The following is a 14,355-nucleotide window of genomic DNA, read 5'->3' on the forward strand; positions in this document are numbered from 1 at the left end:
GGCTACCGCCGGCAGGTCGACGGCCAACACGACCGCCGCAATCTCGGCGGCGTCATCGTCAACCCGAGAAAATCCGACCTCTATGCCTTTGCGGAAACGGACCGGCTGATTATCCTCGCGCGGGAATAGCCGCAGGCGTAAGCTCACGCAGGCGTGAACACCTTGCCGTTTGACGGCGAGCTTTGCTGCGGTACGTCAATCAGCCCATTTTCATGAGGAGGAATTTCAATGGAATATCGTTTGCTCGGCCGTTCCGGCCTTAAAGTTTCCACCGTGACTATGGGCACGATGACCTTCGGCGGCGTCGGCTGGGCCAAGACGGTCGGCGATCTCGGCGTGCAGGAGGCCCGCCGCATGGTCGATATCTGCCTCGATGCCGGAGTCAACCTGATCGATACCGCCAACGTCTATTCCAATGGCGAATCCGAGCGCATCATCGGCGAAGTGCTCGGCGGCAAGCGCCCTGATGGAGTGCTGCTCGCCACCAAAGCCCGCTTCGGCATGGGCGATGGCCCGAACGATTGCGGCCTGTCGCGCTACCACCTGATCCGCGAATGCGAGGCAAGCCTCAAGCGCATGAAGACCGACGTCATCGACCTCTACCAGGTCCATGAATGGGATGGTGAAACGCCGCTCGAAGAGACAATGGAAGCGCTCGACACCCTGATCAAGCAGGGAAAGGTGCGTTATGTCGGCTGCTCGAACTATTCCGGCTGGCATATCATGAAGGCGCTCGGCGTTGCCAATGAACACAAGTACCAGCGCTTCGTCAGCCAGCAGATTCACTACACGCTGGAAGCCCGCGACGCCGAGTATGAGCTGCTGCCGATCTCGATCGACCAGGGCCTCGGCGTGCTCGTCTGGAGCCCGCTCGCCGGCGGCCTTCTCTCGGGCAAACATCGCCGCAATGCCGCCGCCCCCGAAGGCACCCGCCAGTTCGCCGGCTGGACCGAACCGCCGATCCGCGACGAAAACCGCCTCTGGAATATCGTCGAGACGCTGGTGGCGATCGGTCAGGAACGTGGCGTGTCCGCAGCGCAGGTCGCACTCGCCTGGCTGATCGGCCGCAAGGCGGTCACGTCAGTGATCATCGGCGGGCGCACCGAAGCCCAGTTCAAGGATAACCTCGCCGCCGCGGACCTGAAATTGACCGCCGACGAGCGCAAGCGCCTCGACGATGTCAGCGTGCCGCCGGTCATCTATCCCTACTGGCACCAGCTCAACACCGCCAATGAGCGTCTCAGCGAAGCTGACATGGAACTCTTCGCCCCGCATGTGAAGAAGTAAACTCTCCAAAGCGTTGCATGGCGGAAAATTAGCGTCACAAAAGATGCATTTCCGCTATGCTATCGTGAACCCCCGCCCCACCACGAGGTTCACCATGCTCCGGAATTACAAGGTGCTGAAGGGTACAGCTTCGGCGCTCGCCCTTGACGACGACAACGATCCGCATTTCGAAATCCGCATCGAGGCCGGCGGCGTCAGCTATCGCATTGCCATGAACGTGCGCTCGAAGGAATCACCGCATGACTTGCTCTACGCCAATGTCATGGATTTCCAGCATGAGACACTGACGGCAGAGCTCGCCGCCCTGCCGATAGGCCTGACGGATATCCGCGGCGACCGGCAGGATCTGGCGATCGACTACGTGCGTGGCGGCATGATCGAGCGCGAGGATATGAATGTCGCGCCCTTCCAGCTCGACGGCCCGAAGAACGACCTGCGCGATTTCATCGAACCCATCGTGCAGGAAGGCATCGCCGACAAATCCATCCACTTCTACGCCTTCGGCGAAGCCTGGGGACCGGAAAACAACAAGCCGGATGAATATTTCGGCTTCGAGCCCGGCAACGGCATCCACGACATCCACATGAACCAGGGCGACAGCGGCAGCTTCCGCGCTACCAATGCGCCCAATCAGGACGGCGCCCTGCTCATCCATTTTTCGGATGAGGATCACTGGGCGGCGATCTTCCTCGGCTTCCAGTCGCAGAATTGGAATACGGATGCCAATACCGGCCACCCCGTCGGCGACAACAGGGGCGGCCAGGGTCGCGGCCAAGGCACCCGCCGCCCGCAGCCGATCGTTGCTTCCTCGCTGCGCATCGTCGCCGCCATGATCAATCCGGTGAACCGCCCTGACGGCACCGAGGACGAGACAGTGACGCTCATCAACCGCTCGGATGTGGCGATGTCGATCGAAGGCTGGTCGCTGGAAGATGGCGAAGGCCGCCGGCAGAAACTGACGGGCTCGCTCGCCTCGGGCGAATTCCGCACCATCACGCTCGATCCTAAGAATGGCGGCCTGCAGCTCGCCAACAAGGGCGGCGATATCATCCTCATCAATGCCGATGGCGCGGTCGCCGACCGTGTCGGTTACGGCAAGAGCGAAACCGCAAACGAAGGCTGGACGACGATCTTCTGATCGCCGCCCAAACCTGAAGTCACATCAGCCGATCTCGCTGGCGATCAGCCTGCCGAGACGGCTGATGCCCTCATCGATCATCTGGTCGTTGGCGCAGGAGAAGCTGACGCGGAACGTATTGGCACCCGAACCATCGGCAAAGAAGGCCTGGCCCGGAACGAAGGCGACCTTGGCGCCTTCCAGCGACTTGGTAAGCAGCTTGGCGCCATCCATACCCTCTGGCAGCGTCACCCAGATGAACATGCCGCCTTCCGGCTTCGTCCAGCTCGTGCCTGCAGGCATATACTTTTCGAGTGCGGCCAGCATGGAGTTGCGGCGCTGGCTGTAGACCGCCCTGACCTTGGCGACCTGCGCATCGAAGCCACGCTCAGCCACTTCCGAAATCGCCATCTGGTTGATCGTCGAAGAATGCAGGTCGGCCGCCTGCTTCATCAGCACCAGCTTGCGGATGACGGGCGCGTTGGCAACGATGAAGCCGACGCGTAGGCCCGGCGCCAGCGTCTTGGAGAAGCTGCCGCAATAGATCGTGCGCGTATCGTTGATATGGCCCTTCTCGGCAATCTCCAGCGCCAGGATAGGCGGGATCGGATCACCGTCATAGCGCAGAGACTGGTAAGCGGCGTCCTCGATGACGGCGATGTCGAGCTCTTCGGCAAGTTTCAGAACCTTCTCGCGGCCATCGCGGTCGACAGTCTCGCCGGTCGGATTGGAGAAATCGGCCGAGAGATAGGCGAATTTCACCTTACCGCCCTTCTGCGCTGCAGCCTCGCGGTAAGAATCCGGCGTGCGGTTGCCGCCGGGCGTCAACTGGTCGTAGGACGGCTCGTAAGCGTTGAAAGCCTGCAAAGCGCCGAGATAGGTCGGCCAGGTGACGAGCGCGGTGTCGTTGGGCGACAGGAACAGCTTGCCGAGATAATCGAGGCCCTGCTGCGAACCGGAAACGATGAAGACATTGTCGAGCGCACAGGAAATGCCGAGGCCCGCCATCTGCTTGATGAGCCATTCGCGCAGCGGCTTGTAGCCTTCGGAAACGGAATATTGCAGCGCTGAATTGACGGCCGAGCTGTCGAAAATGTCAGCATAGGCCTGCTTGAACTCCTTGTCCGGAAACAGCGCCGGGTCAGGAATGCCGCCGGCGAAGGAGATGATATCCGGCCGGTCGAGAAGTTTCAGAAGCTCGCGGATTTCCGAAGCGCGCATCCTTGTGGAGCGCGTCGCAAACATATTGTCCCAGTTCAGCATGGGGTTTCCTCGTATTTTTTATAATATCAGCAGCTCACCATGCAGCGGAATTTATGTCAACAATACTGACCTATTTTCTTGTCACTGTGACAAGTTTGGAAGTCCTGTATTCCAGAGCTCGGTGCCGATTGGGCTGCCGTTCGAGATTTCGCGCAACCGAACCGAATGGCCTGCCTCGTTGCGTGAATGTTCGCCACATCGCGCGATTATTCCTTTGATCAAAAGCAGAAACCGGCCGATTCAGACCTTTCCAAAACCGACCCGGCGGCAGTAGTGTGCCGCCCATTATTCAATGGACTATCAAGGTGCCAGCAATGACTGCGACGTCGACCTCTCCTGAAATCAAAATCGAATTCCACAAGTCTCCCGTCTCCGACGCCGACCGCATCCGGGCACTGGAAACGCCCGGCTTCGGCAAGGTCTTCACCGATCATATGGTCCTGGCGCGATGGACTGCCGATAAGGGCTGGCACGATGCAAAGGTGACCCCGCGCCGCCCGCTGGAGCTCGACCCTGCAAGCGCCGTCCTCCATTACGCTCAGGAGATCTTCGAAGGCATGAAAGCCTATAAGGCGGAGGACGGCCGCATCCTGCTCTTCCGGCCGGAAGAGAATGCCCGCCGCTTCGCCCAGTCGGCAGCCCGCATGGCAATGCCCGCCGTGCCGGAAGAACTCTTCCTGAAGGCGGTCGAAGAACTGGTCCGCGTCGACAAGAACTGGATCCCCTCCGGCGACGCCAGCCTCTACCTTCGCCCCTTCATGTTCGCCAATGAAGCATTCCTCGGCGTTCGCCCGGCGCAGGAATATATCTTCTGCATCATCGCCTCCCCGGTCGGCGCCTATTTCAAGGGCGGCGCGAAGGCAGTCTCGCTCTGGGTCGAAACCACCTACACCCGCGCAGCCGCCGGCGGCACCGGTGCCGCAAAATGCGGCGGCAACTATGCAGCCAGCCTTGTGGCGCAGGCTGAAGCAGCGAAGAAGGATTGCGACCAGGTCGTCTTCCTCGATGCGGCCGAACATCGCTGGGTCGAAGAACTCGGCGGCATGAACGTCTTCTTCGTCATGAATGATGGATCGGTCGTGACCCCGCCCCTTGGCGGCACGATCCTGCCCGGCATCACCCGCGCCTCGGTCATCGTACTCGCCAAGGAAAAGGGCTTGCGCGTCGAGGAACGTCCCTACTCCTTCGAGGAATGGCAGGCCGACGCCGCAAGCGGCAAGCTCGTCGAAGCCTTCGCCTGCGGCACGGCCGCGGTGCTCGCCGGCATCGGCCTGGTTCGGCACGCCGGCGGCGAGTTTCTGGTCGGTGACGGACAGACCGGCAAGCTGACATCAGAACTGCGCCAGCAGCTCGTTGGCCTGCAGAAGGGCGTCACCAACGACGAGCGCGGCTGGACGCGCCGCGTTCTGTGATCTGAGCTTTCGGGTACTCGGCTGACGCTTCCGCCGAGAAATATCGCGGCAACATAGAAACCGGGCGCATCGCCCGGTTTTTTCATGTCCCGAGCCAGCCCCTTGACGCGAAAAATGGTTCACCATTGACCGACGCCGGTCGAATTCTTACTATCTATCGATCAATCAAGGAAAGGTAAGAATGGCAACTGCGACCCTCTCCGCAAAATTCCAGATCTCCATTCCAAAGGAAGTGCGCGACCAACAACACTGGTCCGCCGGCCAGGAATTTGTCTTCATCCCGAAGGGCAAAGGCGTCCTTCTTATCCCTGTCCCCGAACTCGCCGACCTCAAGGGCATGGCCAAAGGCGCCGACCCGAGCGATTACCGCGACAGGAAAGACCGGTTCTGATGCGCGTCGTCGATAGCTCGGCCTGGATCGAATGGCTGACCCAAGGCCCTGCCGCAGATCGCCTGCAAGGCGAGATGCCTGGGCGAACCGAATGCATAGTCCCCACCATCGTCCAGCTCGAACTCGCCAAATGGCTTGAGCGCGAACGCGGTGAAGAAGCAGTCGATTCCTTTTTCGCCTATACCGCCACCTGCATCGTAGCCCCTCTCGACACAGCCCTTGCCCGCCGTGCCGCCGAAGTCTCTGCGAAACGGAAGCTGGCGCTTGCCGATGCGATAATCTACGCGACGGCCGAACTGCACGACGCCGAGGTTCTGACGCTCGACGCGCATTTCAAGAACTTAGACCGCGTCGTTTATCTTGAAAAGAATCCGTGACCGTTTCTTCGACGACGAGGATGCTGAACAGAATTGCTGCGATCTGGACTTGCTTCTATCAAGGCTTGAGAGATGCTAGTCTCATTCCTAAGATAACTGAAACTGGAACTCCCTGACGGTACCGATTCAATGACGAAAATGACGATTTCGCTTCCGGACAGTCTGGCGGATTACATTGCCGCCCGTGTCACGAGCGGCAAGTACAGCGATGCCAGCGCATTCCTGCACGATCTCGTCCTTCGAGATCAGGAAAATCACAAGCTCGATGATGCAGAACTGCAGGACATGCTGAAAAAGGCGGAGCAAAGCGGCCCGAGCGATCGGCGAATTCCGGACATCCTGGGCGAAGCGAAGGCAAAGCTGCGTGGCCGCATATAGGCTTACCCAAACCGCAGGACGCCAAGCTTTCCGGCATTTACGAATATACCTATCTGAATTTCGGCGAAGCTCAGGCCGATGCCTATCTGCTCGACCTGCACAGGATTTTCGAGCTTCTCGCAGACACACCCTTCATGGGAAGAGACTGCGGCGAACTCGGCGCCGGCCTTCGCCGCCTTCTTCACAGGCGACATGTTGCCTTCTACCGCGTGACGACCGAAGGCGTACTCATCATCGACATCATCGGGGCCGACCAGCTCCCCGAAAAACATCTGCAATCCGACCAATAATAGAGATTGGCACCGCTGATGCCCCAGTACGACACGTTTGCCTTCTACGACGCCAACGCCGAAACCTACGCCACCCGTGATCGCAAACCACCAACGACGAGACTGGACGCCTTCCTCTCCGCCCTCCCCGAAAAGGCACGCATTCTCGAACTCGGCTGCGGTGGTGGACAGGACTGCGCCTATATGCTGTCCAAAGGCTTCGACGTGACACCGACCGATGGCTCGGCTGAGCTTGCCCGACAGGCAGAGAAACTGAACGGCAGGCCGGTGAAAATCATGCGTTTCGAGGAGCTTGCCGCACGCGAAGAATTCGACGGCGTCTGGGCCGAGGCGAGCCTCCTGCATGTGCCCCGCGTCGACCTTCCCGGCATCCTCGCCCTCATCCGCAACGCCCTGAAGGAAGACGGCATCTTCCACGCAAGCTTCAAGGCCGGCACTGCCGAAGGCTATGACGATTTTGGGCGGTACTACAACTACCCTTCAAGGGAATGGCTGCAGGAATTGCTCGTGGCTGACGGCTGGAGAGACATCGCGATCAATGAAGCGGACGGCGGTGGTTATGACAACAAGCCGACCCGCTGGCTGTATCTTACCGCCCTTAAATGAAAAGGCCGGAGCTCTCGCCCCAGCCTCTCATAATCACAATCTCAGAACAGCTTAGTTGACCGACTTGTCAACCAGCTTGTTCTTGCCGATCCAGGGCATCATGGCGCGGAGCTTCGTGCCGACTTCCTCGATCTGGTGGCTGTCGTTCAGGCGGCGGATGCCCTTGAAGCGAGCGCCGCCGGCGCGGTATTCCTGCATCCAGTCGGATGTGAACTTGCCGGTCTGGATGTCCTTGAGGACCCGCTTCATCTCGGCCTTCGTCTCGGCAGTGATGATGCGCGGACCGGAGACATATTCGCCCCACTCGGCCGTGTTGGAGATCGAGTAGTTCATGTTGGCGATGCCGCCTTCGTAGATCAGGTCGACGATCAGCTTCACTTCGTGCAGGCACTCGAAATAGGCCATTTCCGGAGCGTAACCAGCTTCGGTCAGTGTTTCGAAGCCAGCGCGGATGAGCTCGACGAGACCGCCGCAGAGAACGACCTGTTCGCCGAAGAGGTCGGTTTCGCACTCTTCGCGGAAGTTGGTTTCGATGATGCCCGAACGGCCGCCGCCGACGCCACAGGCGTAGGAGAGAGCGAGTTCAAGCGCATTGCCGGAAGCGTTCTGGTGAACGGCAACGAGGCAGGGAACGCCGCCGCCCTTCTGGTATTCGCCGCGAACCGTGTGGCCCGGGCCCTTCGGGGCGATCATGACAACGTCGACGGTCGCCTTCGGCTCGATGAGGCCGAAGTGAACGTTGAGGCCATGTGCGAAGGCGATAGCAGCGCCGTCGCGGATATTGCCGGCGATGTCGGCCTTGTAGATGTCGGCCTGCAGTTCGTCCGGGGTTGCCATCATCATCAGGTCGGCCCAGGCGGCAGCTTCGGCAACCGTCATGACCTTGAAGCCGTCGGCTTCGGCCTTCTTGACGGTCGGCGAACCGGCCTTGAGCGCGATGACGACGTTCTGGGCGCCGGAATCCTTGAGGTTCAGCGCATGCGCGCGACCCTGCGAACCATAGCCGATGACGGCGACCTTCTTCGACTTGATGAGGTTGAGATCGGCATCACGATCGTAATAGACGCGCATTGAAATTCCTTCCCTTTTGCTTGTCTTGTTGACTGTCAAAAAGCGGTTCAGCCGAGGATCGGCATCTCCGCCAGAACTTTCTCCGTGCCGTACAGGCGCAGGAAAGCGGTGACCGCCTTCTCCGCCTGGCGCGCGGTATCCTTGAGCCCCGGTTCGCCGAGCAGCATGCGCACATGCAGATCGGAAACGATGAGGCCATAAAGCGTATGATAGGCTTCGTCGGCATCATGAAAACGCAGCAGCCCTGCCCTTTTTCCCGCATCGATCAGCGCCATGGCGCGGCGGTCGATCTGCCGGCGGCCGCGCTCCAAGAGCAGCTTGCCGAGCTTGGAACCGTCGCGATGCGACTGGCCGATCGCCAGCCGGTTCAGCGCCAGCGACACGTCGCCGGCCAGAACTTCGAGAAGATCGCGGGCGAAGATGACGAGATGGTCGTGCAGGCTCGTATAGGTCAGCCGCTCGCCGCTGCGCTCGAAGGTGCGTACCTTGCTCGCCTGATAGGCGATCATGGCCGAGAGCAGACCGTCACGGTCGCCGAACCACTTGTAGAGGCTTTCCTTGGAGCAGTTGGCAGCGCGCGCCACACCCGATGTCGTCAGCGCCTTCTCGCCTCCGTCGACGAGAAGCTGCAGCGCCTGCTCCAGAACAGCGTTCTGGCGTGGCGAAAACTCGCTCGGCTCTGCGACATCGACTGACACGGTTTCAACTCCCCATTTACGTACCGTACGGTACGGTTCGCGGCGTTTATGCGGCAAAGCCTTGCCACCGTCAAGATGGAGATAGCGAAATTTTACGCCTGCAGGAAAAAACAAACCACCAGAATTGGACAGAACGACGACAGGGGAATCAACTACCTTCCCGCGGAACCTGCCGCTGGAGACGTCGATGCGCCTTCCGTCCAACGTTGCCCTATTGTTGCTGCTCGCCGCGCAATCTCCTGCGCTTGCCGATCCGGCAAGCGATGTCTACCAGCGCATCGAAAAGCTGCACGGAGACGCCGCCGGCCTGGATGCACCACTGCGCAACCTCGTCGAAGCCATGCGCGGCGACGATGCCGAAACGATCGCTTCCCTCGCCGACTATCCCTTGACGGTGCAGGCCAATGGCGAAACCTACGATGTGCTGAACGAGCGGGATTTTATCGACAATTTCGACGATCTCGTCACGCCGGAAACGCGCCGTGCGGTCGGCCACCAGCAATATGCCGACCTGTTCGTCAACAGCGATGGCGTGATGCTGGCGGATGGCGCCGTCTGGATGGCGGCGATCTGCGAAGATGATGCCTGCGAGAACAGCCACTGGGCGATCACCGCCATCAACAACTGACCTCATAAACAAGCGACCGGAGCGGCAACGCCATGAAGACAATTTCAATCGCCTCTGCCGCGGCAGCACTTCTCGCGATGACGTCCTCTGCCCTCGCCGCCGAGACCCGCTGCGGCTGGCTCCAGAACCCGACGCCGGGCAACTGGTGGCTGGAGGATGCCGAAAACACCTGGACGATCATGACGCAGGGACGCGATGACGAGCCCGAAGGCATGGATCTCATTCCCGATATTTCAGAGCATGATTATGTGAAGAGCAACGGCAATTACGGTTATGCCTGCGCCTGCATGAGCGTCGAGACCGATGGCGAGGAACATATCACGCGCATCCTCTCTTTCCGCCAGCTAAAGCTCGCCAAGTGCCAGAATGACAAGGCGCTGAAATTCCCGGGCTGACCTTATTCCGCGGCAATCGCATCGCGCGCGCCATCGACATCGCGCGCCGGTGACGCGCCATAGAGACGGCTATACTCACGGCTGAACTGCGACGGGCTCTGATAACCGACCTGATGGCCGGCAGTCCCCGCATCGAGCCGCTCCACCAGCATCAGCCGGCGCGCCTCGTGCAGGCGAAGCTGCTTCTGATACTGCATCGGCGTCATCGCCGTCACCGACTTGAAGTGATGGTGGAACGAAGACGCGCTCATGCTGACATGATCGGCCAGTTCCTCGATGCGCAGCGGCCGGGCAAAATTCTCCTTCAGCCAGGCGACGGCCCGCGCGATCCTGTTGCTGTGGCTGTCGGCCGTGGCGATGTTGATCAGCCGTTCACCATCGGGGCCGGTCAGTATCCGGTAGAGGATTTCCTGCTCGATCAGTGGCGCCATGGCCGGAATGTCGTCTGGACGATCGAGCAAGCGCAGCAGGCGCACGGCAGCGTCAAGAAGTTCCGGCGGCGCAACGTTGACGGCCATGCCACGCTGCCCGTCGGTATGGGCGGCCGGGCGCGGAATATCGATGCGGCTCAAAAGCTCCAGCAGCTTTTCGGAGTCGATCGCGAGCCCGAGACAAAGATGCGGCACCTCGGGGCTGGCCTCGGCGATACGCCAGGCGACCGGCAGATCGAGCGAGGTCAGCAGATAATCCCCGGTTCCATAGCTGATGAACTCATTGCCGAGGCGAAGGCTCTTGGCGCCCTGCAGCACGAAGGCAAAACATGGCTTGTAGCTGCTGTGCAGCGGATCGCTGGGATTGGAGCGGCGGCTGATGTGGAGATTGCCGATCGACGTGCGGAACTCGCCATCACCGGGCGCAAAGCGCATCGCGATGTCGACGATTTCCTGATAGGGATTGAAGGGCAATGTCATGCGGCAACTCTTTCTGTCTGACGCCAGCGATACCACCTTTATCTAAAGCGCCTTTTCCATTTCGCAAACAGATGTCCGGCTCACTTTTGCAGGATCGTGCAAAAAGCTGAGAGTATCGCTCTAACGCCGCAGCATGGTTCCGGGCAATAGTCCGCCCACCCCCACTCCTCCCAAATCGAAAAGGAAGGTTCCCATGCCTATTGCAAGAGGCTACGCCGCGACTGACGCTTCCAAGCCGCTGACCCCTTTCACCTTCGAACGCCGCAAGCCGAACGCTGATGACGTCGTCATCGACATCAAGTTCGCCGGCATCTGCCATTCGGACATCCACACCGTCCGCAACGAATGGAAGAACGCCGTCTACCCGATCGTGCCGGGCCATGAGATCGCCGGCATCGTGACCGCCGTCGGTTCCGCCGTGACCAAGTTCAAGGTCGGCGACCGCGTCGGCGTCGGCTGCTTCGTCGATTCCTGCATCGGCTGCGCCGAACGCGACCTCGACCGTGAACAGTACATGCCGGGTCTCAGCGGCACCTACAATGATTTCGAAGCCGACGGCAAGACACGTACCCAGGGCGGTTATTCCGACTCGATCGTCGTCAAGGAAGGCTATGTCATGTCCATCCCGGACAACCTTCCGCTTGATGCCTCCGCGCCGCTTCTCTGCGCCGGCATCACGCTCTATTCGCCGCTGCGCCACTGGAAAGCCGGCCCCGGCAAGAAGGTCGCAATCGTCGGCATGGGCGGCCTCGGCCATATGGGCGTCAAGCTCGGTGCCGCCATGGGTGCCGATATCACCGTACTCTCGCAAAGCCTCTCCAAGAAGGAAGACGGCCTGAAGCTCGGCGCCAAGGAATATTACGCCACCAATGACCCGGAGACCTTCAAGAAGCTCGCCGGCGCCTTCGACCTCGTCATCTGCACCGTCAGCGCCGAGATCGACTGGAACGCCTATCTCGGCCTCGTGAAGGTGGATGGCGCCTTCGTGGTGGTCGGCGTTCCCGAAAACCCGATCCCGGTTCACGCCTTCTCGCTGGTCCCCGGCCGCAAGAGCATTTCCGGCTCGATGATCGGCTCGATCAAGGAAACCCAGGAAATGCTCGACTTCTGTGGCGAGCACAACATCGTTTCCGAGATCGAGAAGATCAACATCCAGCAGGTCAACGAAGCCTATGAGCGCGTCCTGAAGAGCGACGTCCGCTACCGCTTCGTCATCGACATCGCCTCGCTGGCAGCCTGATGAAACAGAAAGGGCGGCTCCCGGAGCCGCCCTTTTTCTTTATCGTCTGTTCGCTTCTACCCGTCGTCGCGCATGGTCTCGCGCTGGGTGATCAGACGGGCGCTGTGCTGGCCGGTCATATAGATCCAGAACCAGTTCCAGGCGACGGTGAAGCGCGAGCGCGTGCCGATCAGGAAGTAGATGTGGGCAAGGCCCCAAATCCACCAGGCAAGCCAGCCCTTGAGCTTGAAACGGCCGAAATCGATGATCGCCGCGCTCTTGCCGATCGTCGCCAGACTTCCCTGATGCCAATATTTGAACGGTCCCGGCGCCGGCTTGCCGGATAGCCGCGCGCGGATGACCTTCGCGACATAGCCGCCCTGCTGCTTGGCCGCCGGCGCAATGCCCGGCACCGGTTTGCCATCCTCACGCATCACAGAAGCCGTATCGCCAATCACGAAGACATCGGGCAGGCCCGGCGCCGTCAGGTCCTTTTCGACGATGGTGCGCCCCGCCCGGTCGGCCGGCACGCCCAGCCAGCGCGCCGCATGCGAGGCCTGCACGCCGGCGGCCCAGACGATGGTGCGGCTCGGAATGAAATTTTCGCCGACGGTCACGCCATCAGCCGTGCATTGCGTCACCGGCGTTCCCGTCAGCACCTCGACGCCGAGCTTCTCCAGTGCCTTTTGCGCATAGGCCGAGAGATCCTCGGCAAAGGCCGGCAGCACACGCGGCCCTGCCTCGATCAGCACGACGCGGGTCTTGCGCGTATCGATGTTGCGGAATTCCTTGGGCAGCGTGAAATGCGCCAACTCGGCAATGATGCCGGCAAGCTCGCAGCCCGTCGGGCCAGCCCCGACGATGGAGAAGGTCAAAAACGCGTCGCGCACCGCCGGATCGCTTTCCACTTCCGCCCGCTCGAAGGCGAGCAGCACACGACGGCGGATCGTCGTCGCATCCTCCAGCGTCTTCAGGCCCGGAGCGACAGGCTCCCATTCGTCGTGGCCGAAATAAGCGTGGGTAGCACCAGTCGCCAGCACCAGCGTATCGTAATTCAGCACCATGCCGCTGCGTAAAGAGACGCTCTTTGCCTTGGGATCGACGCCGTTGACCTCGCCGAGCAGCGTGGTCACCTCGGGCCGGTCGGCATAGAGATGGCGGATCGGCCAGGCGATCTCTGAAGTGGATAGGATGGTTGTTGCCACCTGATAAAGCAGAGGCTGGAAGAGATGGTGGTTGCGCCGGTCTATGAGCGTGATCTTCGCGCCCGCGCCCTTCAATCCATTGACGAGCTGCAGCCCGCCGAAACCGCCGCCGACAACGACGACGTGATGTTCGCTCATGACCTACCCCTTTTTGTCATTCTGCTGCGGCAAATGTCGCCTTTCGCCGGAAGTATTCAACCGCTGTTTCGGCATATCTCCCCTGCATCCCGATCGGCTTTGTTCGTTGCAGATAGGCCCTTCACGCCCGTGCCATCCTCATTGTCATCAAAACCGTTTTACGCATACATTCCGGGCATGGACGAGGAAATCATTTTAACTGGCGGCGGGCGCACCGAAGTGTCTCGGCAGGACTGTGTCGTTTATCGCCAGAGCGGCCCCTGGTCCCCGACCACTATTTCGCTGCTGAGACATCTTGCCCAGGTGGGCTTCGCCGCATGTCCCCGTGTCGTCGGCACGGGGTTTGACGAGCGGGGTCGCGAAACCGTCTCGTTTATCGAGGGAGAGTTTGTCCATCCGGGGCCCTGGAGTGATGAGGCCATGCCGCGTCTCGGAAATATGCTCCGGCAACTCCACGAGGCGACGTCTTCGTTCAAGGTTCCAGACAATACGATCTGGCGCGGGTGGTTTGGCCGCGAACTCGGAACCGGTCCGCGTGTCATTGGTCACTGCGACACCGGCTCTTGGAACATTGTCTCTCGCTCCAACTCGCCAATCGCCCTAATCGATTGGGAGGTTGCCGGACCGGTCGGAATAGACATCGAACTGGCGCAAGCCTGCTGGTTGAACGCCCAGCTTTTCGATGACGATATAGCGGAAAGAATGAACCTTGGCTCGGCGAGAGCGAGAGCACGGCAGGTTCGCTATTTGCTCGACGGTTATGGCTTTTCGAAAGCGCAGCGAGATGGCTTTTTTGACAAACTGCTCACATTTGCTGTTTACGATGCTGCCGAGCAGGCGAAAGAGGCTCGCGTCACGCCGGAGACAAAAGACCCAGAACCCCTATGGGCTATAGCGTGGCGCACAAGGAGCGCATCCTGGATGCTCCGCAACCGATCAGCGTTGGAAGCGGCCTTGCTCTAGGTCGCT

The 14,355-nt window shown here is 60.5% G+C and carries 16 protein-coding genes and 1 pseudogene; 12 read left to right on the forward strand and 5 right to left on the reverse strand.

Annotated elements, in window-relative coordinates; all coding sequences use genetic code 11:
* Positions 1 to 228: 228 nt before the first annotated feature.
* Both PMI11_RS13300 and PMI11_RS13305 read left to right on the forward strand, forming a co-directional pair.
* The gene (locus tag PMI11_RS13300; RefSeq protein WP_007817724.1) at positions 229 to 1,287 is read left to right on the forward strand and encodes an aldo/keto reductase; all 1,059 of its coding nucleotides are present in this window, start codon (positions 229 to 231) and stop codon (positions 1,285 to 1,287) included.
* A gap of 94 nt (positions 1,288 to 1,381) precedes the next feature.
* A complete protein-coding gene (locus PMI11_RS13305; RefSeq protein ID WP_007817725.1) occupies positions 1,382 to 2,425 on the forward strand; it encodes a DUF2278 family protein in 1,044 nt (347 codons plus the stop codon).
* A gap of 24 nt (positions 2,426 to 2,449) precedes the next feature.
* Here the strand turns inward: PMI11_RS13305 and PMI11_RS13310 are convergent, their stop codons facing one another.
* The gene (locus tag PMI11_RS13310) at positions 2,450 to 3,667 is read right to left on the reverse strand and encodes an aminotransferase-like domain-containing protein (RefSeq protein ID WP_007817727.1); all 1,218 of its coding nucleotides are present in this window, start codon (positions 3,665 to 3,667) and stop codon (positions 2,450 to 2,452) included.
* A 314-nt stretch (positions 3,668 to 3,981) separates the two neighbouring features.
* Here PMI11_RS13310 and PMI11_RS13315 point away from each other — a divergent pair, with 314 nt between their 5' ends.
* The 6 genes and pseudogenes from PMI11_RS13315 to PMI11_RS13340 all read left to right on the forward strand — a co-directional run bounded on the left by PMI11_RS13315 (position 3,982) and on the right by PMI11_RS13340 (position 7,121).
* Positions 3,982 to 5,079: a branched-chain amino acid aminotransferase gene (locus PMI11_RS13315; protein ID WP_007817729.1), complete on the forward strand. Its 1,098-nt coding sequence runs from the start codon at positions 3,982 to 3,984 to the stop codon at positions 5,077 to 5,079.
* A gap of 181 nt (positions 5,080 to 5,260) precedes the next feature.
* Positions 5,261 to 5,470: an AbrB/MazE/SpoVT family DNA-binding domain-containing protein gene (locus tag PMI11_RS13320; protein WP_007817732.1), complete on the forward strand. Its 210-nt coding sequence runs from the start codon at positions 5,261 to 5,263 to the stop codon at positions 5,468 to 5,470.
* Positions 5,470 to 5,847 carry a type II toxin-antitoxin system VapC family toxin gene (locus PMI11_RS13325; RefSeq protein ID WP_007817734.1) on the forward strand — a complete coding sequence of 126 codons (378 nt, stop codon included), beginning with the start codon at positions 5,470 to 5,472 and terminating at the stop codon, positions 5,845 to 5,847. The genes PMI11_RS13320 and PMI11_RS13325 overlap by 1 nt, the downstream gene beginning before the upstream one ends.
* A gap of 129 nt (positions 5,848 to 5,976) precedes the next feature.
* A complete protein-coding gene (locus PMI11_RS13330; RefSeq protein WP_007817735.1) occupies positions 5,977 to 6,225 on the forward strand; it encodes a ribbon-helix-helix domain-containing protein in 249 nt (82 codons plus the stop codon).
* Positions 6,212 to 6,515: pseudogene (locus PMI11_RS36445) on the forward strand (type II toxin-antitoxin system RelE/ParE family toxin). Before PMI11_RS13330 ends, PMI11_RS36445 begins: the two are co-directional and overlap by 14 nt.
* Positions 6,516 to 6,533: 18 nt before the next feature.
* Entirely contained in the window at positions 6,534 to 7,121 is a 588-nt protein-coding gene (locus PMI11_RS13340) for a class I SAM-dependent methyltransferase (protein ID WP_007817739.1), read from the forward strand.
* Between the two features lie 51 nt (positions 7,122 to 7,172).
* Here PMI11_RS13340 and ilvC read toward each other — a convergent pair whose 3' ends face one another.
* Entirely contained in the window at positions 7,173 to 8,192 is a 1,020-nt protein-coding gene (gene ilvC / locus PMI11_RS13345) for a ketol-acid reductoisomerase (protein ID WP_007817741.1), read from the reverse strand.
* A 47-nt stretch (positions 8,193 to 8,239) separates the two neighbouring features.
* Positions 8,240 to 8,890, reverse strand: a complete 651-nt coding sequence (locus PMI11_RS13350) for a TetR/AcrR family transcriptional regulator C-terminal domain-containing protein (RefSeq protein ID WP_007817743.1) — start codon at positions 8,888 to 8,890, stop codon at positions 8,240 to 8,242.
* Positions 8,891 to 9,077: 187 nt separating this feature from the next.
* Between PMI11_RS13350 and PMI11_RS13355 the strand changes: the two genes are divergently transcribed.
* Together PMI11_RS13355 and PMI11_RS13360 are read left to right on the forward strand one after the other, a co-directional pair.
* The gene (locus PMI11_RS13355) at positions 9,078 to 9,518 is read left to right on the forward strand and encodes a hypothetical protein (RefSeq protein ID WP_007817744.1); all 441 of its coding nucleotides are present in this window, start codon (positions 9,078 to 9,080) and stop codon (positions 9,516 to 9,518) included.
* Between the two features lie 32 nt (positions 9,519 to 9,550).
* Positions 9,551 to 9,913, forward strand: coding sequence for a DUF4087 domain-containing protein (locus PMI11_RS13360; protein WP_007817747.1), 363 nt, complete (start codon positions 9,551 to 9,553; stop codon positions 9,911 to 9,913).
* Positions 9,914 to 9,915: 2 nt separating this feature from the next.
* Here PMI11_RS13360 and PMI11_RS13365 read toward each other — a convergent pair whose 3' ends face one another.
* Entirely contained in the window at positions 9,916 to 10,824 is a 909-nt protein-coding gene (locus PMI11_RS13365; RefSeq protein WP_007817749.1) for an AraC family transcriptional regulator, read from the reverse strand.
* A gap of 193 nt (positions 10,825 to 11,017) precedes the next feature.
* On the opposite strand from PMI11_RS13365, the gene PMI11_RS13370 reads away from it, so the two are divergent.
* On the forward strand, positions 11,018 to 12,064 hold the full coding sequence (locus PMI11_RS13370) for an NAD(P)-dependent alcohol dehydrogenase (RefSeq protein WP_007817751.1): 1,047 nt from the start codon (positions 11,018 to 11,020) through the stop codon (positions 12,062 to 12,064).
* Positions 12,065 to 12,120: 56 nt separating this feature from the next.
* On the opposite strand, the gene PMI11_RS13375 is transcribed toward PMI11_RS13370, so the two are convergent.
* Positions 12,121 to 13,386 carry an NAD(P)/FAD-dependent oxidoreductase gene (locus PMI11_RS13375; protein ID WP_007817753.1) on the reverse strand — a complete coding sequence of 422 codons (1,266 nt, stop codon included), beginning with the start codon at positions 13,384 to 13,386 and terminating at the stop codon, positions 12,121 to 12,123.
* Here PMI11_RS13375 and PMI11_RS13380 point away from each other — a divergent pair.
* Positions 13,375 to 14,349 carry an aminoglycoside phosphotransferase family protein gene (locus tag PMI11_RS13380; RefSeq protein WP_244430568.1) on the forward strand — a complete coding sequence of 325 codons (975 nt, stop codon included), beginning with the start codon at positions 13,375 to 13,377 and terminating at the stop codon, positions 14,347 to 14,349. The genes PMI11_RS13375 and PMI11_RS13380 overlap by 12 nt on opposite strands.
* Positions 14,350 to 14,355 lie beyond the last annotated feature (6 nt).

Origin of the sequence: Rhizobium sp. CF142 (assembly GCF_000281145.1) — a bacterium.
In the GTDB taxonomy this organism is placed as follows: Bacteria; Pseudomonadota; Alphaproteobacteria; order Rhizobiales; family Rhizobiaceae; genus Rhizobium.